At 39.7% G+C, this 22,925-nt stretch carries 21 protein-coding genes; 3 read left to right on the top strand and 18 right to left on the bottom strand.

Features of this window, described 5'->3' with window-relative positions:
* Positions 1–7 precede the first annotated feature (7 nt).
* The 11 genes from SHI21_RS04485 to SHI21_RS04435 all read right to left on the bottom strand — a co-directional run bounded on the left by SHI21_RS04485 (position 8) and on the right by SHI21_RS04435 (position 8,099).
* Positions 8–787 carry a flagellar biosynthetic protein FliR gene (locus SHI21_RS04485; protein ID WP_323574994.1) on the bottom strand — a complete coding sequence of 260 codons (780 nt, stop codon included), beginning with the start codon at positions 785–787 and terminating at the stop codon, positions 8–10.
* Between the two features lie 17 nt (positions 788–804).
* Positions 805–1,080, bottom strand: coding sequence for a flagellar biosynthesis protein FliQ (gene fliQ / locus SHI21_RS04480; RefSeq protein ID WP_323574993.1), 276 nt, complete (start codon positions 1,078–1,080; stop codon positions 805–807).
* Between the two features lie 8 nt (positions 1,081–1,088).
* Positions 1,089–1,868: a flagellar type III secretion system pore protein FliP gene (gene fliP, locus SHI21_RS04475; protein WP_323574991.1), complete on the bottom strand. Its 780-nt coding sequence runs from the start codon at positions 1,866–1,868 to the stop codon at positions 1,089–1,091.
* Positions 1,869–1,884: 16 nt separating this feature from the next.
* Positions 1,885–3,138 (bottom strand): hypothetical protein, encoded by a 1,254-nt coding sequence (locus tag SHI21_RS04470; protein ID WP_323574990.1) that lies wholly within the window; start codon positions 3,136–3,138, stop codon positions 1,885–1,887.
* Between the two features lie 27 nt (positions 3,139–3,165).
* Positions 3,166–3,474 carry a flagellar motor switch protein FliN gene (gene fliN / locus SHI21_RS04465; protein ID WP_410198810.1) on the bottom strand — a complete coding sequence of 103 codons (309 nt, stop codon included), beginning with the start codon at positions 3,472–3,474 and terminating at the stop codon, positions 3,166–3,168.
* A gap of 70 nt (positions 3,475–3,544) precedes the next feature.
* Positions 3,545–4,573, bottom strand: coding sequence for a flagellar motor switch protein FliM (gene fliM, locus SHI21_RS04460; protein ID WP_323574988.1), 1,029 nt, complete (start codon positions 4,571–4,573; stop codon positions 3,545–3,547).
* A gap of 74 nt (positions 4,574–4,647) precedes the next feature.
* Positions 4,648–5,253, bottom strand: a complete 606-nt coding sequence (locus tag SHI21_RS04455) for a flagellar basal body-associated FliL family protein (protein WP_323574981.1) — start codon at positions 5,251–5,253, stop codon at positions 4,648–4,650.
* A gap of 185 nt (positions 5,254–5,438) precedes the next feature.
* Complete coding sequence (locus SHI21_RS04450) at positions 5,439–5,717, bottom strand: HU family DNA-binding protein (RefSeq protein WP_323574979.1); 279 nt, start codon at positions 5,715–5,717, stop codon at positions 5,439–5,441.
* Positions 5,714–6,148: a hypothetical protein gene (locus SHI21_RS04445; protein WP_323574977.1), complete on the bottom strand. Its 435-nt coding sequence runs from the start codon at positions 6,146–6,148 to the stop codon at positions 5,714–5,716. The genes SHI21_RS04450 and SHI21_RS04445 overlap by 4 nt, the downstream gene beginning before the upstream one ends.
* Before the next feature lie 119 nt (positions 6,149–6,267).
* On the bottom strand, positions 6,268–7,065 hold the full coding sequence (locus SHI21_RS04440; RefSeq protein WP_323574976.1) for a DsbA family protein: 798 nt from the start codon (positions 7,063–7,065) through the stop codon (positions 6,268–6,270).
* 104 nt (positions 7,066–7,169) lie between these two features.
* Entirely contained in the window at positions 7,170–8,099 is a 930-nt protein-coding gene (locus SHI21_RS04435; protein ID WP_323574974.1) for a hypothetical protein, read from the bottom strand.
* Positions 8,100–8,280: 181 nt separating this feature from the next.
* Between SHI21_RS04435 and SHI21_RS04430 the strand changes: the two genes are divergently transcribed.
* Positions 8,281–8,940, top strand: coding sequence for a hypothetical protein (locus SHI21_RS04430; protein ID WP_323574971.1), 660 nt, complete (start codon positions 8,281–8,283; stop codon positions 8,938–8,940).
* Positions 8,941–8,988: 48 nt separating this feature from the next.
* Here the strand turns inward: SHI21_RS04430 and SHI21_RS04425 are convergent, their stop codons facing one another.
* From SHI21_RS04425 to SHI21_RS04415, 3 genes are all read right to left on the bottom strand, one after another.
* Positions 8,989–9,774 (bottom strand): N-acetylmuramoyl-L-alanine amidase family protein, encoded by a 786-nt coding sequence (locus SHI21_RS04425; RefSeq protein ID WP_323574969.1) that lies wholly within the window; start codon positions 9,772–9,774, stop codon positions 8,989–8,991.
* A 10-nt stretch (positions 9,775–9,784) separates the two neighbouring features.
* The gene (locus SHI21_RS04420) at positions 9,785–10,942 is read right to left on the bottom strand and encodes a SpoIID/LytB domain-containing protein (protein ID WP_323574966.1); all 1,158 of its coding nucleotides are present in this window, start codon (positions 10,940–10,942) and stop codon (positions 9,785–9,787) included.
* Between the two features lie 101 nt (positions 10,943–11,043).
* Positions 11,044–11,736 carry a uracil-DNA glycosylase family protein gene (locus SHI21_RS04415; RefSeq protein WP_323574962.1) on the bottom strand — a complete coding sequence of 231 codons (693 nt, stop codon included), beginning with the start codon at positions 11,734–11,736 and terminating at the stop codon, positions 11,044–11,046.
* Positions 11,737–11,835: 99 nt separating this feature from the next.
* Here SHI21_RS04415 and SHI21_RS04410 point away from each other — a divergent pair, with 99 nt between their 5' ends.
* Positions 11,836–12,048: a hypothetical protein gene (locus tag SHI21_RS04410; RefSeq protein WP_323574954.1), complete on the top strand. Its 213-nt coding sequence runs from the start codon at positions 11,836–11,838 to the stop codon at positions 12,046–12,048.
* Between the two features lie 92 nt (positions 12,049–12,140).
* Here SHI21_RS04410 and uvrC read toward each other — a convergent pair whose 3' ends face one another.
* Positions 12,141–13,949 carry an excinuclease ABC subunit UvrC gene (uvrC, locus tag SHI21_RS04405; protein ID WP_323574949.1) on the bottom strand — a complete coding sequence of 603 codons (1,809 nt, stop codon included), beginning with the start codon at positions 13,947–13,949 and terminating at the stop codon, positions 12,141–12,143.
* 42 nt (positions 13,950–13,991) lie between these two features.
* Here uvrC and SHI21_RS04400 point away from each other — a divergent pair, with 42 nt between their 5' ends.
* Positions 13,992–14,426 (top strand): hypothetical protein, encoded by a 435-nt coding sequence (locus SHI21_RS04400; protein WP_323574946.1) that lies wholly within the window; start codon positions 13,992–13,994, stop codon positions 14,424–14,426.
* A gap of 71 nt (positions 14,427–14,497) precedes the next feature.
* On the opposite strand, the gene SHI21_RS04395 is transcribed toward SHI21_RS04400, so the two are convergent.
* The 3 genes from SHI21_RS04395 to SHI21_RS04385 all read right to left on the bottom strand — a co-directional run bounded on the left by SHI21_RS04395 (position 14,498) and on the right by SHI21_RS04385 (position 22,740).
* Complete coding sequence (locus tag SHI21_RS04395) at positions 14,498–17,308, bottom strand: fibrinogen-like YCDxxxxGGGW domain-containing protein (protein ID WP_323574943.1); 2,811 nt, start codon at positions 17,306–17,308, stop codon at positions 14,498–14,500.
* Positions 17,308–20,130 (bottom strand): tail fiber domain-containing protein, encoded by a 2,823-nt coding sequence (locus SHI21_RS04390; RefSeq protein WP_323574939.1) that lies wholly within the window; start codon positions 20,128–20,130, stop codon positions 17,308–17,310. The genes SHI21_RS04395 and SHI21_RS04390 overlap by 1 nt, the downstream gene beginning before the upstream one ends.
* 207 nt (positions 20,131–20,337) lie before the next feature.
* Positions 20,338–22,740, bottom strand: a complete 2,403-nt coding sequence (locus SHI21_RS04385; RefSeq protein ID WP_323574934.1) for a hypothetical protein — start codon at positions 22,738–22,740, stop codon at positions 20,338–20,340.
* Positions 22,741–22,925: the final 185 nt, after the last annotated feature.

Here is a 22,925-nt window from a genome sequence, read left to right as displayed (position 1 = left end):
AAATCATTTATGAAATAAACTGAAACCAATCCCCTAACTTTTCTGTGTAAATCCTGAAACAAGTTGCAAAAAACTCATCAGATCCAACTGCAAATACGAGAAGTCCCAAACCAATGTTAACTGCGAAGCTCACAGAGATAACGTTCATTTGAGGAACAGCACGGGAAACGATTCCCATTACTGCATTGATAACTAAGTTAACGAAAATCATCGGCGTCGCCAGCATGATTGATGAGATAAAAATTGATTTAAACATAATCATGAAAAAATCAATCGAGTGTGCCATCTTCCCAAGGTTGTAAACATGGATCGATGAAAATGAATTGATCACACCTTTAAACATTGGAAGTAGAGCTCCCGATGTAATGATCATCATTAACACTGTCCACTCAATAAGTTTTTCAAAGGGACCAACTTGTCCACCGGCCTGAGGATCGAAGTAACTTAAAGCGTTCAAACCAATCTGCTGAGTCATTAAAGCTCCAGTAGAAAGGAAGATGCTCATTAAACATTTAACAAAGTATCCAATAACCAGACCAACCATTGTATTAAAGATTGTTAAGTACCAGAAGCTATCCTGTCCAACATACTTAATGTCCATGATCAATTGATCTTGAACTAAAGGGAAAAAAGCAAAAGTGATCATAAGAGCTGTTAAAACTTTTAACATCACCGGGATCGATACGTTTTCAAATAAAGGAAGTTGAAAAATAACAGCTAACCAACGACTAAACGCCAGCCAGAAGGCCGTAATCATTGTCATGTCTGTCATTTGTATTGTTAACATCTTCTTTTATTCTCTTCTTATTTTTCAGCTACAATATTTGGTATCTGTAAAATCAAATCTTTTGTGAACGTCGTAAGTGAATCCGACATCCATGGGCCAAAGAAAATTAAAGCAGCAACGATAACGATAATCTTTGGAATAAAAGATAACGTCTGCTCGTTGATCTGAGTGACTGCTTGAAAAAGAGAAACTAAAATACCCACAACTAGAGCACCGATTAACATCGGAGCTGAAACCATCAGGGCGACTTTAATCGCTTGGTGAGAAATATCTGTAAATGAATCAAATTGCATATTCTACCTTATTGGTTGAACGATCTTAAGATCGCTCCTGTTACAAGCTGCCATCCGTCTACTAAAACAAAAAGTAAAAGTTTAAATGGAAGTGATACAACTACCGGAGGTAGCATCATCATCCCCATCGCCATAAGCACAGAAGCTACAACCATATCTAGAATTAGAAATGGGATGTAGAGCAGGAACCCAATCATGAAAGAAGTCTTTAGTTCAGAAATAATGAAAGCAGGAATCAAGTAATGAATAGGCACATCATCAATTGTCGCTGGAGCAGCTTTTCCTGTTACGTCGTAGAATAATCCAATGTCCGCTTTTCTAACTTGCTTCTGCATGAAAGATCTTAGACCTAAAACGATTTCATCAATTGCAACTGTCGTTGTAATTTGTTTTGCCATATATGGCTGAATTGCTTTGTTGTAAATTCTCTCCCCTGTTGGTTGCATAACAAACAGAGATAAGAAAAGTGAAAACCCAACTAGTAACTGGTTAGGTGGCATGTTCTGAGTACCGATTGCTTGTCTCATGAATGATAGAACAATCAGAATTCTTGTAAAACTTGTACAAAGAATCAGAATCGATGGAGCAAGAGTAATAACAGTAAATAAAAGTAGAACTTCAATTGAGTCTACTAAGTTTACACCTTGACCGAAGTTGATCGACATACCTGGAAGTGCCAGGTTATTTGCTCCCGGAGCTGCCTGCTGGGCAAGTGCCAGGGCCGGAAGCACTAAAGGCACTAGTACTAGTGCCAATAATTTTAATAATTTTTTAAATCGAGCATCCATGCTCTCACCAATCCTATTATAGTTGCTTTAAATTTTTTACTTTGTTCTTAATTGTGTCAGAAAATCTTACCTGATCCTGGACTGGTGTTTTCTCAATCGAAGCTAGTGCATTCGTCTTGTTTCCAGCATTCTTTGTACTTTTTGCTGGAACAGAATCATTTAACATATCGTCTAGTGAATCCATTTCGTAATCATCGTCACCGTATGAGTTACGAGTATCCACTTCTTTTAACTTAAATTGTTTTTCAGTTTTGTTTGCAGAATAAAGATTTGTATCAAAGTTTGATCCAGTGATTTCTTCTTCCCCGTTTTTGATCAATCCCGCTACGTCTCTGATTTCCGAAACAAGAGTCATACCTGCTTCAGTGTTAGAGATTAGGAAAACTTGTTTGTGCGCTTTAATCATAATTAGTGATTTCTTTGGTGCAATGTGTGTTGTGCTTAAAACTTCAACTAACTTTGTACTGTTTAAAAATCCTAGTTTCCCTTTTTTGATGATCCCTTTTTTAAACAGAGTTAACACTCCATAAAATCCCGCGATCATAACAGCTAAGAAAGCAACGAACTTGCCAATATATCCAACTATCGAGAAATTAGACTTAGGAGCTTCTGTAACCTGTTCTCCAGTACTTTGAGTTGTGCTTGCTGTTTTAGCGATACTTGATTGAGTCAGATTGACTCTGTCGGTATCACCTTGGTCTGCTATTTTGGCCTCAGCTTTCTCATCAGCGTGTTTCTTTTCAGCTAACTTATCTTGTTTTGTAACCAGAGATGATAAATAACTTTCATCTAATTTCTCAGCTTCAGCATTGATAACAGTTGGATCTAAAACGATCGCTTTCTCTGTGATCCCAGGAGCTCTTGAAGGGTAGGCCTCAGCGGCTTTCTTGTCAGAAAGCAGTCTTGGGTAGCTTACGTCGATAGCACCGTCTTTAAGCGTGATAGCTACGTCTGATTCTCTTCCTGTAAGTGAGTATGGAAGGGCCACGTTGATTGATACTGTCTCTTCACCCGACATAGTCGCTGAAAGAGATGTTCCATTAATCTTTTTGTTGATTTTTCCAGCTAATCCAGAGTTTGGAATAGTGATGCTAAGAGTTTTATCATTAACTGAAATCCTTGGATTATCGTTAATGATTCCAGCATGTCTAATCGAAAGTCTTGCCTGAGCACCCTTCGCGTTCTGAAGATCCGCACCCTTAATGGTTACGTCTGCCGCCGATAGGTTTAGTGATGTGATTGCTGCTAAAAAAAGTACTAATGTTTTCAATGCGTGCTCCTCAATCCTTGAGAATAATTATTTTAAAGTTTCAATACGTTCGATCGGGCTAATGATGTCTGTTAAACGAATACCAAATTTTTCGTTAACAACCACTACCTCACCTTTTGCAACTAGCTTGCCGTTTACCAGGATCTCAAGTGGCTCACCGGCCAGTTTATCAAGTTCTAAAACCGAACCTTGACCCAACTGTAGTAAATCTTTCACGATGATCTGAGTTCTACCCAATTCAACTGAAACTTTAAGCGGGATATCTAAAATAAAATCCAGGTTCTGGACTTTAAGTTTGTTGAGAGAATCATCCCCCGCCTTTACTGAATCTGCCATTCTATCAACTGTAACCTTATTCATATCGTCTCCTCTCTCTAACTCGTTTTAAAAAAATTTACCTTTCTCTCTAATCTTCTTCTGAACCTTCGTAAGCAACCGGAGCATCTACGTGGGTAATCTGCACAGCACGACTTCCCTTGTAAGTACCCATTAAGCATTTCATTTTATCCACGCCTTCAATTGCCACAGTCACTTCACCAGATGCGTCCTGGTTAAGTGGGATTACGTCTCCCGGCTCCAGTGTAAGTAGATCACCAAGAGTCATCTCAGTTTCGCCCAGACGAACAACCACAGTCGCTTTTGTATTCTTGATGTGTTCGTTCATTGCCTGAGTCCAGATCGAGTCTGCCATCTCGTTATCTGTCTGGAAGCTAGAAGAAAGTTTTTGTTTAATTGGTTCAATCGTAGAGTAAGGAACTACGATCATGATTGTTCCTGAAGCCGATTCAAATTCTACTTCAAGAGTTGTTGCGATAATTACGTCAGAAGGAGGAACAACCCCTACGAACTGAGGGTTAATTTCTGTACGTAGATATTGAGCGTCGATTCTATGAACTGGTGCCCATGCTTCCTCAAGATCGTTGATCGCCATATCCATGATCTTTCTCATGAATGATAATTCGATCATCGTAAATTCTTTTCCTTCAATCTTTGTGAATGGTCTATCAGTTCCACCGAAGTAAGAATCGATAATAGCGTAAGCAAGTTTTGATTCGAAAACTAAAAGAGCAGGCCCTCTTAGTTCGTTATATCTCATAATGCACATACACGATGGGATCGGAAGTGTGTTTACGAATTCACCGAACTTTAAAAGATCGGTAGAAATAATCGAAATAGTCGAAATTTTTCTAAGGGAGTTAGAAAGAGAAACACGAAAGCTTCTGATGAATCTTTCATAGATGATTTCCAGGATTGGCATTCTTCCACGGATTACTCTATCTTGGTTAGTAAGGTCATAAGTCTGAATATTTTCATCAGAGTCTTCTGCACCACCGCCACTACTACTATCACCACCGCCTGCAAACGAATCAGTTCCACCGTCGTTAACTGCGTTTAATAGTGCATCTACTTCATCTTGACTTAAAACTTGTGCCATAATTCTCCCCTCCTGGGATTCTTAAAGCTCGTGTGCCACACTGACCTCATGTCAGTAAGCGCGAAAACGAAAAACTAGTTAATTTGAAATCCTACATAATAGATATCTTCAAGATGGCCATCAATCATAAAATTATTGATTGCTGTCTTGATTTCTTCTTTTAGGTAATCTTTCCCTTCACGTTTTAATAACTCTTCCGGCTTTTTTGCATTCAACATACTGATGATTGCATCACTAATCTGAGGTTTACGTGAATCAACTTCTTCTTTTTTTGTATCTTTTGTAAATTTTAGAACCAATGAAATACGAATGTATCTCTTAGGTCCTTCGCCTTGAGCAAGGTTGGCCGTAAATGGATCGATTGGATACATTAGACCATCTGTTTTCACAGCTGGAGCTGCACCAGCAGCACCACCATGTTCACCACCGGCCGCAGGAGCTCCGTGCTCACCACCAGCAGCAGCAGGTTCACCGCCACCGTGTTCACCGCCAGCAAGTTCCTGTTGCATTACATCTGCAGCAGTCGTAACTGAGTTTAATTTTTTGTGATTTTGAAATTGAAAAAAGCCAATTGCACATACAGCAAGAGTATTTACCAATACAAGAACTACTAATAGAGGATTTTTTCCAGACGTTGCAGCTGATCCTTCATGATCATCAGTCTTCTTTTCTTCGGACAACTCTTCACCTTCCATGGTTTAGTGGGTACCTGTCAAAAATTATACATAGGAAGGCAATTTGGTTCAAGTGATGTTACGTAAAAATGGAAAATTATTCCGCTTTCGGGTAAATCACCTACTTATCTAGGGGGTTTTGACAGTTGAAGGTTTGACATGGGAAAAAATTACCTGACTGAACTCGTTAATTATAGCGAGTCTTTCCAAGGCTTTCCTGGTTTGAACTTAGGAACAACACGCGCTCTGATTCTGATTCTCTCACCCGTCGATGGATTCACTCCAAGACGAGAAGCTTTTCTTGATTTAGTAAAAGTCCCGAAACCCACAAGAGTTACGTCTTCACCTTTTTTCACAGTTCTCTTTATAGTATCCAACATGACATCAATAAATTGATTAGCTTGTTTTTTTGTCATCGTCGATAAATCGCGGTCTTTTAAAAGAACTTCAATCAATTCCTTACGATTCACGATTCAGCTCCAAGATCTTCCAATTGAACCAACTCTTCTTCAAGAGCAATTCTCAACGCCTCTTTAATAGACTTCAAAATCATCTCAGCATTGTCTGGCTGATTAGCATTCTCTAAAAGAGATCTCATGAGAACTGGAGATAAGTTTTTATAAAACTCATCGAAGTTAACCAAACTCACTTCAAAATCAAGTTGCTCGAAAGCATTCCCCAAATCCGTCTCTAAATCAAAAAATCCTTGGATAAGATCAAAAAGGTTTTCTTTTAATAAAACTCTCTTCAAATCCTTCACGAAGATTCTCTTTAATTCGTCCTGGTCCTTGATCATGAATTTATGTTCAACAAAGTCTTTTAACGTAAGAAGTTCGTTCGCCTCGTTTGTACGATACGTGCGCTTCATTCTTAGCCCTAGAGAACCGTAAGATCCTTCCATAAAATACTCATGTGTTGATGTAGTAGTTAAAAAAAAGGGCCGCAAAGTTGCGACCCTTTAAAGATATTATAATCAGACTTTCTAAAAAGACAAATTTCGTAGAGAAACGCTTCGTTAAACTAAAGTTTAACTTTTCCACGTTTTGTTAATTCATCTACTAAACTAACGAAGTAATCAGCTGGGTAAGCACCACGAACTGGAACACCGTTAAGTAGGAACCCTGGAGTTCCTTGCATTCCGAATTCACCAGCTTCTTTCATATCAGCTGCGATTCTTCCTTTAACTGCATCAGAGTTAAGATCTTTTTTCACTTTCGCAAGATCAGCACCAACTTTTTTTGCAGATGCATCTAAGAATGCTACTCCATTTTTAAGTTTCGCTTGGTTTTGGAAAATTTCATCGTGGAAAGCGAAAGCTTTCTTTTCGTCTTGAAGACGGATTGCTTCGTAGTACTGAGCAGAAATCATAGCTTGCTCGTGGAAGCTTAATGGAAGGTGCTTATACACGAAACGAATTTTCCCTGGGTATTTCTTCATAAGGTCCATAACTGTCTGGTAACCACGAGAACAGAATGGGCATTCAAAGTCAGAGTATTCAACAAGTGTAAGTGGAGCGTCTTTTGGTCCACGAATTGATTCGTCAGATCTGATAACAGCTACAAGTGGCTTATCAAATGACTCTTCAAGTTTTTTCTTTTCGTCTTCTTCACGTTGCTTCCCCATTGCATCTTGAGCATTTTTAGCAGCGTTTTGAAGAGCAGTAATGAATTCAGCAGGATGTTTTTCAATTGCGTCAGTCAAAATTTTTGGATCTTCTTTTAAGATTTTTGACATTTGTTGTTTCATTTTTTCATCTGACGTACAGCTTGCTAGAAGCACTGTACTTAGAAATAGCACGAGCAATTTTGAAAATTTCATATCCATCCTTTGTTGGTAACCGTAACTAACATTTTTAGTTCCACCATTTTCTCAAATTTTGGAGATTTTTCAAAGTATTAATACAAAAAGAATTTTAAAACTGTTTAAGTCAGGTTTTTCTGCACATGATCGAGATACTTATTAATCTTACGACAGTCTCCTCGCAGATAATAATAGCCGATTAAATGCACTCTGTTGTGATGGTTCCCTTTGAGGAATGATCGCATTGTTGCAAAGACCGCAAAGGCCGGAGTCGCAACTTTAGAGTACATATGCACACCTAAGAGGAAGTAAAGAAACAAATGTAAGGATACGAAGAAATAGACGGCGATATCTGCGATAACAAATTGTTCGTCTAAAAAGTAAGTGGCCTGCTTGTTATCTGCCAGGAATCTCCTTGCCAGATCACTCACCTGATCGCGGAATTCCAGGTTCAAGGCAATGATTCCAAGTGAAGACATAAGGGCAAAAATTGCAATGATGAACAGATAATTGAAGAAAAAGTTTCTTTCAAAGTTTGGTTTATGAATACGCGTAAAATGAGTAGGTATTTCAACCTGCCCTAGTTTTCCTTTAATCGCTCCCTCATCAACCTTTGTGAAAAAGAAAACTGAAAATGACGTTAGTAGCTTTAGGTCAGAGAAAAAATCAGGTGTGTAGTAATTTTTTTTATCACTGATCTTATCATCACAATACTGCCCAATAACTTTAAAGGGACGAATCATGATTCCTGATAAATAGTAACCAAGAGCGAAAACAAAAAATCCAGACAGCGCAATCCAGATGACTTCATCATATAAAGACGAATAAATGAATTCGATAAAAGCTTCTTTAAAATCAAGGGCACCAGGAAAACCATGGGCCACAAAAAATATCAAGTCGATCCTGATAAGAAGATAAGTGAAGAGTAAAACCGAAACCGTGCATATAACAGAGACACCCAGGAACTTAAGCCCCATCCCTATTTTAAACATCTGTTCTTCATCATCTAAGTGCTTCAGAACTCTTTCTTTATAATGTGTAAACGATTTCATCATCATCCCTTAATATAGGACAGTTATTGATAATAGATATTATTTAATTACTTATCGTCTAAATCTGCAAAATTCTTCAATATATCTGACTTTTTTTCTTCACTATTCCGAAAGCACTAAAGTGTTTTGATAAATTACCCGATTAGAGTATAGACACAAATCCCACTCATGGAGATATGAGATGAAATTGCATTTAAAACATTCTTTGAACCTATGCCTTGTAGTAAGCGCATTACTGCTTACCTCTTGTGGTAAAAAAGAAAACAAAGTGAGTAGTAGCGGAGTTTCCGGCTCTTCACCTTTTTATACGGGTAACAGCTCATTAAATACGGCAGCTGGTTCTACTATTGTTAACCAAGTCCAAAGTATCAAATCAAGCGTTGCTTGTTTGAATGGATACCGCCTAACTAATGACGTAAGTTTTTATGTTCAAGGTGGAATTATCGGTGCTAACAAAATCAATGGAAACTGGACTTCAGGATTTTCACCAAGTGGTGGTACTGTTAACAAAATGTGGATTGGGGTAAGTGCTTACCGCGATTTAATGTTCGTAACTCAGGTTATGAATGGATCGACTGTAATGGGGTTCAACGTAACTCTGTCATTCTGTGAAATGAAAAATGCTTCGGCAAACCTTCCATCAGTTATCTCTAACGAGCGCGCTCTTACAAACTTCATCACTCCTAACGGAATCGTGGTAAGTTCAACAGCGACTTGTGGATACAACGTTGTAAGCTTAAGTCAGCAGACATACATTACTTCGCAAAGAGATTTAAACAACCCTTACTCGCCAACAGCGATACAGGTTCCAACATCTTTTGCTCCACCTAGATGTAACTAAAAAAAAGATCTTATAAAAAATAAAAGGCCCGCTTAAAGCGGGCCTTTTTTATTTCTTCTTTTTGATATATTGTCTGGGCGTCGCTTTCGCATTTCTCTTTTTGATGTAATTCTCAATTCCCTTCACTACCGCTCTGGCATAAGTGTCTTGAAATTTCGGGTCCATCATGCGCACTCTTTCTTTCTGAGTAGAAATGAATCCCACTTCAAGAAGAACACCGGGTCTTTTAGAAAGAGCTAAAACATAAAACAATCCTGGCTTCACACCACGGCTTGGAATTTTATATTTTCTTCCCACATCACTTTTTAATTCAGAATGGATACTTTCAGCGAGGGGTTTTGAAGTGCTCACTGTTTGATCGACAACCAGATCAACCAAAATTTGTTGGACAACAATATTCTCGCCGTCACTTTGAATGTTCTCTGTCTTCTCAACTTTTTTAATCGCGACATCATTATGGTTATCTAAATAATACGTTTCAAAACCAACCGCTCCACCTTCAGGACTTGAGTTGATATGAACTGAGATGAAAAGATCTGCTCTGGTCTTCTCAGCAATTGAGGCGCGCTCAGGAAGAGTCACTGTACGATCAATACTTCTCGTTAAATAGACGCTGTAATTTTTCTGCTGAAGAAGTTCGTGAATTCTCTTGGCGATTGAAAGCGCGATATCTTTTTCTTTAATAACTCGAGGAACAGCTTCACCTTGAGTGGTTGCCACAGCACCATCTTCTTCACCGCCATGTCCGGGGTCAATAAGAATGGTCAATGCTTCTGCTCGGGTAAGCATAAAGAGACTGGCGCTCAAAATAAAAAGTGATTTCAGTAATGTCATTAGGAATAGTCTAATACATCTTTTTCAGAACGTGTTCAGGAAAGTAGTGTGCGAGGATTTTTTTATAAGACCAACCCATGCGGGCCATGGCAAAAGCACCCATTTGGCATAAACCAACTCCATGTCCCAGGCCTTCGCCGTACGCTGTGAAGTTTCCATGTTTAACTTCTAGTGCAAAAGAGTTTGATGGAAACAATACATTTCCAAAAAATCTTCGAAGTGCGGCCTTCTCAACTATATAAGGCCTGTCGTTAATATAAAAATTAACTGTGAATTTATCGATATTATCCGGAACAAGAACAACCGAAGAAAAATTAGACTCTAACTTTTCTTGCAGAATTTTCTTTTCGCTTGCCCATCTAAAGAAGTCTTTCATACGATCCTGACTGATCCACTTGCTCCAGCTCTTAGGTCCGATATTGTGACAGAATGGACAGTTCACTGATTGATAACTTGGTTCGCGATTGTGCCAGACCTGATCAGGTCTCAGTGTTTTACCGCCACATTTTGAATTGAAAAAAATCGGACGAAGCTGGCCATCTGCGGTTAATAAAACTTCACCTCTGGTTTCACTTGCTGCAAGAACAGTTGATGGAGTTGAATCAAAGAAGGCCCCACTCACCTGATGCTTTTCTGAACTCTCTAAATCATAAAACGCTTCACTACCAAGCTCTTTACTTACCTGCTGACTTTTCATTTTATGAAGAGCATAACTTCTAGCTGCGACAGCTTGTGCTTTTAGCGCTTCAATCGGCCACTTAGAGTTCATCTCTTTCGTTAGAAGTGAACTGATATAAGCTTCCATTGGAATATCATTAATGATGTCACAACTATCCCCTTTAGGATTTGTCACAACTTTAAAGAGACCCTGGTACTTTACATTTTCATAGGACAACAAACCTGTTGGAGACTCAAGAGTCGCCAGTAGGATAGGTTTATTTCTTTGGTTGTTTAATGTCGTATAAGTTTCACAATTAAACTTCACTGTTTTTTTACCAGTGTAACTTTTAAAATCGTTATTAAAGATTAAGTGTCTTTTTAAATCTAATCCGGTGACGTGAATATTTTTTAAGGATTTACCAATGCGTACACTGACGACCGGGCCGCTGAATGCTTCCTGAACCGAACTAATGACGATTAGTAGTGTGATGAAAAAAAGTTTGAGCATCCTACTCGCTTTATCCAAAAAAAATTATTGATAACTAGAACCCATCCTAGGATCTGCATCTATATAGTGTACCGAGAAAAAGACCTACCCTACAAGGTTGATCAAATCTTCCCTACACGCTCCATTACTTTTTGTAGATCAATCCAGGCAGTGCGTTTCATATTGGGATTAATGATAAGGAAATCAGGGTGAAAAATCGGCATGACCTGATAAGTATATGATTCATTATTAAGAGTCAGAGTTTTATCGAAAAACTGTCCGTGAATACCTGACAATTTCTCTCTCTTTCCTAACAAAATATTAGTTACTGTCGCTCCAAGACTGACGACAATGTTCGGTTTAAACTTTTTGATTTGTTCTAACAATTCGATTGTTTCAGCAGAGGGTTCAGTAAGATTTTTTGCAAGATCGTTCACATCTTCCAGCTTCTCATTGAAAGGCACTCTATTGAACTCTCCTGGGCGCAATTTCATTGCGACAATCATTTTCCCTAGAAGATCTTCACCGCTAGCTTCAACGTACGAATCACCCACAAATAACACCAATGACAGTGCATCTGCTTTTAATGCAACTTTAGGTTCTACTTTCATAGCAGTTTTTGCTGGAGACGCTACAGGTGCAGTAGTGGGAGCAATCGTTTGTTTCATTGCTGATTCAGTGGTCACTGATTCATCAAAGGCAAACGGCCACGCAGAGTCCTTAAAAAGGGCCCCTTCAAAAGTATGGGCCAAAGGTTCAGTCCCTTGATTCCAAGCTTTAGTTTTTTGAATGATTTTTTTAAATTGTTGGTCCATAAGCAAAATTATCCCTAAGTTCCCATTTTTAGGTCTAAGTGTAAAGACGCGAGAAAAAATTCCGAAATGTATTATGTAACAGCAAACAGGAGCCCCTGCATGTCAATGGAAACAGACTACAAATTTGAGAACTTCCAAGAGTATTACGGTGATATCAAGAACGTAAAAAAGATCATCAATGACTGCCAAATCTGTGGAGCTAAATTGGTTCTTACGCATTTGTCTGACTATAAGAATCTTCTAATGCAAGAGTCAGCGAGATGTCCAGACTGCGGTCAGGGACAACGTAAGATTATTCATGTGATTAACTAGAAATTTTTTAAATTTCGATCGTAAGGCCCGTAATAAATAATATGGATGCCACTCGATTGATTCAAAAAGCTCCCTTAAAAAAGGAGCTTTTTTTATTCCTCAGGTCCCGGATCTAATTCAATCTCAACCTTCTTCCTTTCCTTCCCAGTCGTTAAATCTTTTTTCTTCCTAGGAACTTTCTTATTAAACACCCTTTTCGTTTCTTCTTTATGGTGAAGTTTTCTCGAAAATCTATGGGCCTCATCTCTCATCTGAACAATAATCTTAAACAATGATCTATTCTGATTTAAGAAAAATGGATTCGATCTTCCGGGAATAATCAGTCGTTCTTCAGACTTCTTAATATCCTCACTTCTAAAGCCTTCTTTCGTGCGAATATTTTTCGACTTCGCAATCCCCACCACAGGAATGGGAATATTTAATTCCTTCAATGCTTCTTTAAAAATATTCACTTGCCCGAGACCACCATCGACAATAAAGACATCCGGCAAACTTCCGTTATCCGAACGCCTGATGATCAACTCTCTCATCATAGCAAAGTCGTTATTTCCTTCAGGGCGCTCTTCCATATGATAGTAACGATAGTTTTTCTTATCAGGTTTTCCATCGTGAAAAACAATTTGCGAAGCTGTCGGACTTGATCCTTGAAAAACAGCAACGTCATAACACTCAAGCACAACCGGACGCTCTTTCAATCCTAACAAATCTTTTAATTTATTTAACCCAACATACACTGAGTCTTCATGAAGCAAACGAACTCGCTGCTGCTCGAAAGCGTGATCACGAGTTAAATTCAGGAAAGATTCATATTTTTTCTGAGGAGCACGTACACGAATATTTTTATCCAGAGTCTCAATTCCCGCTTGTAATAACCCATTCGACTCTTCAGTCATCTGAGTGATAATCAACTGCGGAAGTGAATCATATGTGTTGGCATAATATTGAAATAGATAATTTAAAACTGAGTCTTCAACCTCTTCAACAATATCAAGATTCGAAAAGTTAAAATTTTTGTGCCCTAGTAAAACACCATTTCTCATCATGTAGATAGAAATATCAACTTCATTTTCACCTTGATAATAGGCCACGATATCAAGATTTTTTTCATCGTTATGTTCAGCGTTTTCTTGTTTGAAGTTATTGGCAAACTCACCAAGCTTACTCATGTTATCGCGAATAAGAGCAGCTTTTTCAAACTCTTCATTCTCAGCAGCGCGGGCCATACGATGTTCTAATTCCTTCAGCGTTTTACTTCCACTTCCCGAAAACATATCGCGAGCAAACGCCATATCTTTTTCATATTCGGAAGCATCGATTTTCCCCACACAAGGAGCACTACACTGATGCATTTGATAAAGCAGACAAGGCTCTTTTCTTTTTCTAAATTCAGTCAAAGTGCAATCGCGAAGACAAAAACTCTGAGTTAAAATTCGAATAATGTCCCAGACGTTACTTCCAGTCACAAATGGCCCGAAGACTTCGATGCCTTTTCCTCTTTTCACTCTTCTAATAAATTCTAAACGCGGAAAAGGTTCATTGTGATTGATAACCACATAGGGATACGATTTATCGTCTTTTAAACGGATGTTATATTTGGGTGTGTGTTTCTTAATCAGCGTGTTTTCGAGAACGAAACTCTCCGCATCTGACGTCGTCATGATGAAGTCAAAATCGACAATATGACTCACTAGGATTTCTGTTTTAGCGTTTTTAGAAGAAGAATTAAAATAAGACGTTACGCGCGAACGCAGGTTTTTCGCCTTCCCAACGTAAATTATTTGTTGGTCCTTATTTTTCATCAAATAACAACCTGGTTTAGTCGGAAGAAGCTTAGCTTTATCCTCCATTTTCACTGTGACCAGGGTCGCTTTTGGCTTATTGTCCTTTACAGAATCGTCCACTTTCTATACTCTTGTTGAATTCCCTTCTTCAAAAGGTTCATTATGTCTGCAGCAATCGGCGTCGGAAAAGAAATCCTCTCAAACTGTTCAAAATGCAAATTAATCCTAGCACACATCATCGTGACTATGAAATCAGCAACTGAACCAGATAAAGTTATGTGTAAGACTTGCAAGTCAACACAATCATACAAAGATCCAAGTGCAAAAAAGAAAAAAACATCAGTAGCGAAAGTGATCAAAACTGCTCGCTCTGGATCATCTAGAAAATCAACAGAGACAGTTGGTGAAATGTGGACACGCGCTATTGGTAAATCAACAGCGGAAAACAAAGAATATTCAATCAAAGGATCATTCCAGACTGGTGACGTTATTGATCACCCATCGTTTGGCCAAGGTGTTGTTGAGAAGTTAATCGACGACAATAAGATCGAAGTTCTGTTCCAGGATGACTACAGAACTTTAATGCACAAAAAATAAGAATCCTGCGCCTTGCGCAAATTAAATTTAAATAAACAAAAAGGCCATCTATCTAGATGGCCTTTTTGTTTCTATCTTAGATAAAATTCAAAACTACAATTACCTTTACCGTTATAACAAAGCTCGCTTGCACCATGATTGCGATAGTAAGGCACTATCCCCTCGGCACCAGCATTAAGAGCGATATTAAACATGTCAGAAGTCGCAAAATTATCGTTAGAGGTCTGTCCTGCACAGCCAGCTGTCCTCGAAGTGTGTCTTAGGGTTCCAGCACACTTTGCGACGTCATAATCCCAGAGACCAATGGCCGTTTCAACAATTGGTGTGGCCGAGTATGCTGCTGCTACCAACATTGCATCTGTTGTATTAGTCAACTTAGAAAATTGTTCAGGATTTAACGAAGACGCATTATTAGTAACTGTACTTAGACCTATAAAGTCTCTTCTATATGTATTGGCAAAAAAATCATCTGGCACCGTTACCGCAGTCACAGTTCCATTGGAGTAGGCCACGCGAGTCCATCCTCCTCCGGATGTTACCATGTCACAGTAAACGCGAACCGGTTGATAAGTTCCACCAACACCATCTGGATCAATCAGATAAAAACCACTTCCAGTTGAAAGGCCTGCATCTAAAATTTCTTTGCAACTTCTCTTAGTGAATTGTCCTTCACTTCTTCTAGTCCACAGTTGTACCTGTGGAGCTCCAGCAGGTGAAGCAACAACGCCATCACTAGCAGGTATTCCAGCAGGCGTCCCATAAGCTCCAAAGGCTCCGATCGAATAAAACCAATCACTGTGATTAATAGAACCTTCCATTAAAGAAGTAGTGCAACGTACGGCACAGTAGCGCTCCAGTCCTCCCCATTGATTAGTGGTAGCATTAATCGAAAGAGGAATGTAACCACCAACGGCCTGATCAACAGTTGGGTTGGTTGTTTGCGCCCAAATATTTCTTGGATTATATCCAGGCCAATTGATTTTAAAAATATAAAGACCGTTTGATTTAAACTCATCCAGCTTATTAAGAATTGAATAATGATTTGCAGATGGAGTTGCAGGATTTTTTGAAAGAGCATCGGCCGCATTCGCAAAATATCCACCGGCAATATTGTGATTGAAAACAAGAGTCCATCCACCACCATCGGAAGTCATATCACAGTACGCTTGGTAAGAAGCATTGCCACCAACTCCATCTGAATCGATCCAGTACAATCCATCACCAATTGATTGCCCGTATTCTAAAATCTCCTGGCAGTCGCGAGGTGTATTGAGAATAAAACTATCATCGCGAACCCAAAGTTCTGTTTGGTTAACACTAACTCCACTCCCACCGACCGCATTACTAGAAGGAAGACCTCCTGGTGCTCCCCAGGACGCATAAACTCCAATTCCATAATACCAAGTTCCTACACCTACTGCTCCATCCATAAAAGCGTTAGCACAGTCGACAGTACAATTGCGCTCAAGCCCTCCCCATCCATTTGTTGATGCCTGAATTGAAAGAGGGATGTAACCATCAATTGCCTGATCGACAGCTGGATTGGTTCTTTGTTGCCAGATATTTCTAGGAGCATAACCTGGCCAGTCTATTTTAAATGTAAAATTTCCTTTTCTCGAACGCATTGATTCGAGTGATGATAAAATTGAATAACGATAACTGAGTGGTTTGCCGACATTGTATGAAGAAGCTTGCGTAGCATTGGTAAAATATCCATCGGTCTTATTGTGATTAAAAACTAAAGTCCACCCACCACCATCAGTGGTCATATCGCATTTTACTAATTGAGGAGCACTACCTCCTGCTCCATCTGAATCAATAGTGTAAAGTCCATCAGGCGCTGTAGGATTTTTCGATTTGATTTCAGTACAGTTGGCAGGGTATTCATACTCGCGAACATAGAGCCAGCCATTCCCTGCTCCAGTACCGTCGGCCGCTCCCCATGCTACAGATGATCCCGAATAAAGGGCCCCATTATATTGTCCACCACCACTATTTTCACCACCACCATTAATACTTCCAGACCAACAACTATTGTACCAAAGAGGTGCTCCAGAATAACTGGTCCCGCAATTTATGACGCCATTGAGGTCGTTATCTAAATCAGTTGTTGTAAAATATTGAGCGCTCATATGTGTCGAAAAAAGTCCCGCTGTCAGGGCACCTGTCGTTTTAATAGAATTCGATGCTTTTGGAAAATAGAGCGTTGAGGGAGAAAGTCTTTTGATGTTCCATTTTGAGTCCTGAGCAATCGCCTGTCCGTAATCTGGTCGCCACTCATAACGAACTTCCATATTAGAATTTTGTCCCGCAATTCTATTCCAATAATCAAGTCCCAAAAAATAATTAAACTGTTCTTTGTCGTTGTTTAAATAAGTCGCACAAGTTGTCCCAGAACCATTGGCCTGTGAACATAATGGAGTGGTCGTCGTTGCTGAATACCATGTTTGATTGGTATTTGGTTTATTGGTTCCACCGCGAGTGTTAGACCAGACAAGAGTCCAGCCTCCTCCATCAGTTGTCATATCACAGTAAGTATCGAAGGCCGCATAACCGTTTCCTACGCCATCCGGGTCAATAGTATATTTCCCCGAGGTAGAAGCAGGGTTGGCCCGCAAAATATCCTGACAAGAGCGATAAGTGGCATCACAATTTGAAAAAGTCACACTCGTTGGTGGATTCGTTACAAAACTCGTCCATTCAGGTGAAGTTTTAGTCGGAATAAAATAATCTCTTGAAGCGTGAGCATTAGCGACTTTTTTACAAGTTGCATGGGCATTGATTCTTTCACTCGTGCCATGAACGATCATATACCCTTCATTGAGGGTACCTATGGCAAAAGAGGTTGCCGGATACAACAATAGAAACAATATTTTTTTCATTATTTAATTTTCAGGTATTTTTTAATTTTGTCCAACTCAATTTTGAGTTCTGCATTTTCTTCTTTTAAAGATGCAACCTCTCTTTCAAGTTTCGAAGTTCTTTGGTCGAGTTTCTTTAATCCAGATTGCATTAAAGCAAAGGTCTTTTTGTTGTCTTCAAGGATTTGATGTTCAGCTTTGATGGCCTCAATTAAAAGAGCAACAATGTTTCCGTACTTAACGGCCTTCATTCCATCAACAGCAGAAGTCGTCACCAGATTAGGTTCAACTTCTTCTACTTCCTGAGCGATTAAACCGATTTCATGATCACCCGATTTTTTCCAGTCGAATTCAACTCCGCGAAGAGAAAGAATTTTTTCCAGTGAGTCTTCAATTGTTACAATATTCGTTTTTAAACGACGGTCAGAAGTATAAAGATAAGATGTCGCCTTTACGTTACCGGCAATTTCTAATTTTTCAGAAGCTGCAGTCGTCCCAACACCGACGTTACCACTTGCTCGAACAATTGAAAGAGCATTGATTTCCACAGCAGTGTTAATCACACCAAGATCCAGCGTATTCGTACTCGCTTGATAACGGATATAACCGCCATTTTCACTTAGATCTTCTGTCAGTTTAAGTGTTGGCCCGACAGCATCGTTTGAAACACTTCGAATTCGCATCGTCGGACTAGTTGCATAGAGATCCATAAGATAAGTAGGTGTTGTCGTACCAATCCCGACGTTACCGCTTTGATCGATACGCATGCGCTCCAGACCCGCCGCCGTTCCATTCGCATTAGAGTAGAGAACGGTTGCCATACCATTGGCCGTTGGTGTCCACCCCTCAGTCGCAACTCCCGCCACATTGATATAATTCCCGCTGAAGGCAGAGCCATTATACCCTTGTGATATCAAGGCAACGAGAAAGTCCGTAGAACTTATGGCCAACGGAGCCCCTGGTGTCCCCTCTGCTTTCTTTCCAACAAATAAAGCTCCGTGCTGACCAGTATTTATCTGTGTGCTATATACACCTCGACCAGAACCAATGGTCGTATTCACAACTTCCAAACCTGAGCTAGGAGTCGTTGTCCCAATTCCTACATTTCCACTCGCTCGATAAATATCACTTCCATTTTTTGTCCACTGCCCATAGCTATCGACATATTGCTTGTTGGCCACATCTGTTGCGGCAATTGGATCGAGTGTTCTTAAAACAGCAGCTCCACTCAAAGTAAATGTACCGGTTGTTAGTGAATCACCTGCTTTATTAACTGGAGTAAAACCTAATGCTGTTGTGACATCTGATGAACCAAACGCAGTCCACACCGATGTGTTGGCCGCTGTCGCTTTTAAAAATTTTCCGACATCACCAACAACCGGTGAAGGCAACAATGCCGTTGGAATATCTATCGTTGGATTGCCTGCAATTCCATCACCATTGGTAACAGTCAATCTGTTAGCTGTTCCTGCAATCGTTCTTCCCGTAAATGTATCCGCTGCTGTTTGAACTAAAATACCATTCGTATTAAAAGCAGCTAGTGAAGTCAATGTTGCATCTAATGCTTGTTTTGCATTCAATTGTGTTTGAATTGAAGATGTCACACCATCGATATAACTAAGTTCTGTATTATCAACAACACCAGTTCCAAGTTTAGTTGCTGTAATATTGGCCGCTGCATTTATATCTGCATCGACAATTGTTCCATCTGTAATTTGTGCTGAAGCAACAGTTGCTCCACTTGTACCAAATGGTGCCCATGAAGTTCCATTACAAAATTCAACGTTCGGAGTATTAAATCTCATCGCTCCAGCGATCGCCGCTGAACATGCTGTAGCATCTACTCCGACACGAATCGCTCCGTTAACATCGAGTTTAGTTTGAGGAGTTATTGATCCAATTCCGATCTTACCGCTAGAGCCATTGATATAAAGACGGTTCGTCCATCCGGCCTCAGTCCAGGTTTCAGTGACACCACCTGCACTGGCCCTCCAATCAAATGAAAAATTTCCTTTTCTCATTTCTAATTTGGTTGGTTGAAACCAAGGATTTGAATTAGTGAAAGTATTCGTTGTTTGATCAGTCATCGTAGCGCCGTTAGACATGACGAGCCCATAACTATCAGCATTGATGTTATCGGCACCTAAATTTCTTGAATACATGTACGAAAACTGTCCAAAATCAAGATAACGGTTTGCTGCCGAACTTCTCGCTATCATTAAATTTCCGTTCACTACTTGTATGTTTCCATTGACTACTAATTTTTCCTGAGGAGCTGTTGTTCCGATACCAACATTCCCGGAATTTAAAATGGCCCCAACTCTCGCATAAGTCGTTCCTGCAACCAGGTCTGATGTAAACGAAGCACTCAGAGTCATATTTGTAGCATCAGCGATGGCCGTTATCGACTTCGCTTGCCCACCTGCTAGGATTTGATCACCCACAGAAAATGATGAAGTAAAGTTGGTACCAACTCCAGTGACCGCCGTCGCAGTTGAGCTAATAGTTCCCGTCGGTGAAGTTTTATTAACTTGTAATGAAGCTGATGGATTAGATATTCCGATCCCAACATTACCGCTGGTCCCTTGAATTGCCATCCAAGGTGTCGCTGTCAAATTTGGACTAAATCGTAAATCCTTTGTACTTCCCGCCGTGCTATCAAGACCTGATTGTAGGTAATTTGCATTTGCATCTGAAGTCAGTCTAATGTATCCCTGTGCTGTTACACTTGGCGAAAGTAAAATGCTTGATGAAGTTGCAGAGTTTACTCCGATTTGAATATTCCCATTAACATCTAACTTTTGACTTGGTGTCGCCGTCCCGATTCCTACATTTCCAGTCAAGCGGTAAAGATCACTTCCACCTTTTGTCCATTGCCCGTAACTATCGACGTATTGTTTATTGGCAACATCTGTTCCAGCAACTGGATCACGCGCCCTTAAGATCGCAGCTCCGCTAAAATCAAATGTTCCTGTCGTTATTGAATCCCCTGCTTTATTAACAGGAGTAAATCCTAATGCTGTTGTGACATCTGATAATCCAAGGGCAGTTCACACAGATGTATCGGCCGCAGTTGCTTTTAAAAATTTTCCGACATCACCGATAACTGGTGAAGGTAACAATGCCGTTGGAATATTTAATGTTGGATTACCTGCAACTCCATCACCATTAGTAACAGTTACTCTGTTAGTTGTTCCAGTAAGAGTTCTTCCAGTAAATGTATCCGCTGCTGTTTGAACTAAAATACCGTTCGTATTAAAAGCAGCTAATGAAGTCAGGGTTGCATCTGATGCTTGTTTCGCATTTAATTGTGTTTGAATAGCGCTCGTCACACCAGCAACATAACCTAACTCAGTTGAAGACGTCGCACTTACAGCTAACGCTCCACCAGCGTCAGTTACCACTGCTTTATTGACCGTACCAGTAAAGGCCCCGGCACCAGAGTTATCTGTGACACAAGAAAAACTTGTTCCGTTTGATTTTAAAACTTCACCGGCATTACACGTGGGAAGATTTGCTTTCGCGAAGGCCTTAACAGAGCCATCTGCTACATCTACCCAAGCAAGAGCGCCTGCTCCATCAGTTTTTAAAACCTGATTTACTAAACCGGCCGTCGTAGGCATTGTTAATGTATAAGTCGTCCCTACTGTCGCAGGAGCTTTAATTTGAACAAAGTTTGTTCCACTATCTTTAAATTTTAAATTTTTATCAATTTGAACATCACCAGCTGAGTAATAAAGATCACTCGCTGATTTTTCCCACTGACCTTTCGATTTTAAATCTGTTACCTGGTATTGTAACTTCCCCATCGCTCCAAGAACTGTATCAGCTGCGACAATTGGACCAGCGACTCCAGTATTTAATCCGGCAAGGTCAGTTGCTAAAACTTTTGCTTTTGTAAAATAAAGTCTTGAACCTTCTGCCACATCATCAGTATCTAGCGCCGTCACTGCTGTTGAGGCATCGATCCATGAAGTGTTTCCATTTCCATCAGTTGATAAAACATACCCACTTGTACCTTTATTAATCGGTAACACTAAATCATAAGCAGTACTTGTTGCGTGACCTTTTACTGTTACGTAATTTGCTCCACCTTTAATCTTCAGGTCACTATCTAAAGTTAAAACACCCGACATTGTATCGCCGGCCTTTGAAACTTTTAAAGCATCACGAGTGTCGGTGTAACCTTTATTGGCCACATCATCACTATTCGTTGGAGTTGGTACACCACTAATTGTTCCAATCGTAAGTGTGCCACCTGTCTTATTTAATTTTAATCCTAAGGCATCGAAGACTGCGTTTCCATCTGGTGCGTGGGTTAAATCGTTATCCACAATCGTCGTCGCAAGCACTGAAGTGGCCGCGGGAATTCCTGAAATTTTTGAAGCAGGAATATCACCATCAGCGATGTTAAGTTTTGCGTATGGAATTGTCGTATTCGGAATGTTTAATTTTGAATAATCAATCGCTGCCGCTGCATTGATGTCGGCATTAACAATTGTGCCATCTAATATTTGAGCACTAGTTAATGTTCCAGTAATTTTAGTTGCTGAAACTGTATTAATTTTTGCATCCGTCACTGCACCCGCTGCAATTTCAGCCGCCGTTACAGAACCTGCTCCACCACCAGATAAATCGTCTGATGCCACCCACTTTGTTCCATTGAACTTTAAAACTTTTCCATTCGTCGGTGCCACTGATAAATCAACATCGGTAAGTTTATCAAGATCGTAATCACCTTCCTGAGCAACCACATGACCTGTGCGTGAGAAGACAGAAGTGACTAATGTAGAGTTACCAATTTTTTGCCAAGCAGTTCCATTTGAAATTAGCCAGTCACCAATCACAAATGAAGTTGTTCCAATCATCCCATCTGCGCTGACAATATAGTAAGAACCTGCAGCAGGAAAAGGATTTGGAGTTGGCGCTGGAGGATTTGTTGAAGCATTAAATGCTCCAAGATAATTGATCCCAGTGGCCGCACGTGGCTTCCACTTTCCAGAAACAGCATCGTAAGATAAAACATCTTTATCAACTGCTGTGATCGCGCAATTAAATCCCTTCCCATTTAAAGTTGCATTACAAAGTGAAAAATCAATTGGGAAAGTCGCGCTGGCATTTGCATCTGATAAAATCAAGTTAAAAACTTTCGCCACATCAAATGAAAAGATACTTATTGAATTGGCAATAATCTGAGTCGCTGATTTAGATTCGATAGAAAAAGTTTCATTAAGAGAATTGCCACCAACTTTAACATTGGTTACATCAGCAAGACCTGCGCCAGTAATGACAAGTTGATGATTAATAATTTGAACAGAAGAAATAGATGCGTTTAAAACATTAGACGTTGTCGCTTTAGGTTTTTCTTTGATCGTTATTTTCAGGTCTTCCTTCCCGGCAATACAACCAGATAAAAAAAGAACTGTTAATAATAAAAGAACAGAAAATTTCATCTCATCCCTAAAATACGACCACTAATAATAGATATACTAACGACATAGAGCCTATGAATTTATCGTCGTATAATACTAATAAGTTAGAAATTGGAGTAAAAATCAGAGGAGAAAGAAATGCCTCATCTTATTGGAAGATTACAAATGTGACCCAACTATAAATAAAAAAAGGCCATCTATAAAAG

Source organism: Bacteriovorax sp. PP10 (assembly GCF_035013165.1).
Lineage (GTDB): Bacteria > Bdellovibrionota > Bacteriovoracia > Bacteriovoracales > Bacteriovoracaceae > Bacteriovorax > Bacteriovorax antarcticus.
Note: the sequence above shows the minus strand (reverse complement) of the source record. Positions and strands in the feature narration are given on the sequence as shown.

Excerpts from the sequence above, each read along its gene's own strand:
- SHI21_RS04485 (WP_323574994.1), bottom strand. The coding sequence starts at position 787 with ATGTTAACAATACAAATGACAGACATGACAATGATTACGGCCTTCTGG.
- fliQ (WP_323574993.1), bottom strand. The coding sequence starts at position 1,080 with ATGCAATTTGATTCATTTACAGATATTTCTCACCAAGCGATTAAAGTC.
- fliP (WP_323574991.1), bottom strand. The coding sequence starts at position 1,868 with ATGGATGCTCGATTTAAAAAATTATTAAAATTATTGGCACTAGTACTA.
- fliN (WP_410198810.1), bottom strand. The coding sequence starts at position 3,474 with ATGGCAGATTCAGTAAAGGCGGGGGATGATTCTCTCAACAAACTTAAA.
- fliM (WP_323574988.1), bottom strand. The coding sequence starts at position 4,573 with ATGGCACAAGTTTTAAGTCAAGATGAAGTAGATGCACTATTAAACGCA.
- SHI21_RS04445 (WP_323574977.1), bottom strand. The coding sequence starts at position 6,148 with ATGGAAGGATCTTACGGTTCTCTAGGGCTAAGAATGAAGCGCACGTAT.
- SHI21_RS04440 (WP_323574976.1), bottom strand. The coding sequence starts at position 7,065 with ATGAAATTTTCAAAATTGCTCGTGCTATTTCTAAGTACAGTGCTTCTA.
- SHI21_RS04435 (WP_323574974.1), bottom strand. The coding sequence starts at position 8,099 with ATGAAATCGTTTACACATTATAAAGAAAGAGTTCTGAAGCACTTAGAT.
- SHI21_RS04430 (WP_323574971.1), top strand. The coding sequence starts at position 8,281 with ATGAAATTGCATTTAAAACATTCTTTGAACCTATGCCTTGTAGTAAGC.
- SHI21_RS04425 (WP_323574969.1), bottom strand. The coding sequence starts at position 9,774 with ATGACATTACTGAAATCACTTTTTATTTTGAGCGCCAGTCTCTTTATG.
- SHI21_RS04420 (WP_323574966.1), bottom strand. The coding sequence starts at position 10,942 with ATGCTCAAACTTTTTTTCATCACACTACTAATCGTCATTAGTTCGGTT.
- SHI21_RS04415 (WP_323574962.1), bottom strand. The coding sequence starts at position 11,736 with ATGGACCAACAATTTAAAAAAATCATTCAAAAAACTAAAGCTTGGAAT.
- SHI21_RS04410 (WP_323574954.1), top strand. The coding sequence starts at position 11,836 with ATGTCAATGGAAACAGACTACAAATTTGAGAACTTCCAAGAGTATTAC.
- SHI21_RS04400 (WP_323574946.1), top strand. The coding sequence starts at position 13,992 with ATGTCTGCAGCAATCGGCGTCGGAAAAGAAATCCTCTCAAACTGTTCA.
- SHI21_RS04395 (WP_323574943.1), bottom strand. The coding sequence starts at position 17,308 with ATGAAAAAAATATTGTTTCTATTGTTGTATCCGGCAACCTCTTTTGCC.
- SHI21_RS04385 (WP_323574934.1), bottom strand. The coding sequence starts at position 22,740 with ATGAAATTTTCTGTTCTTTTATTATTAACAGTTCTTTTTTTATCTGGT.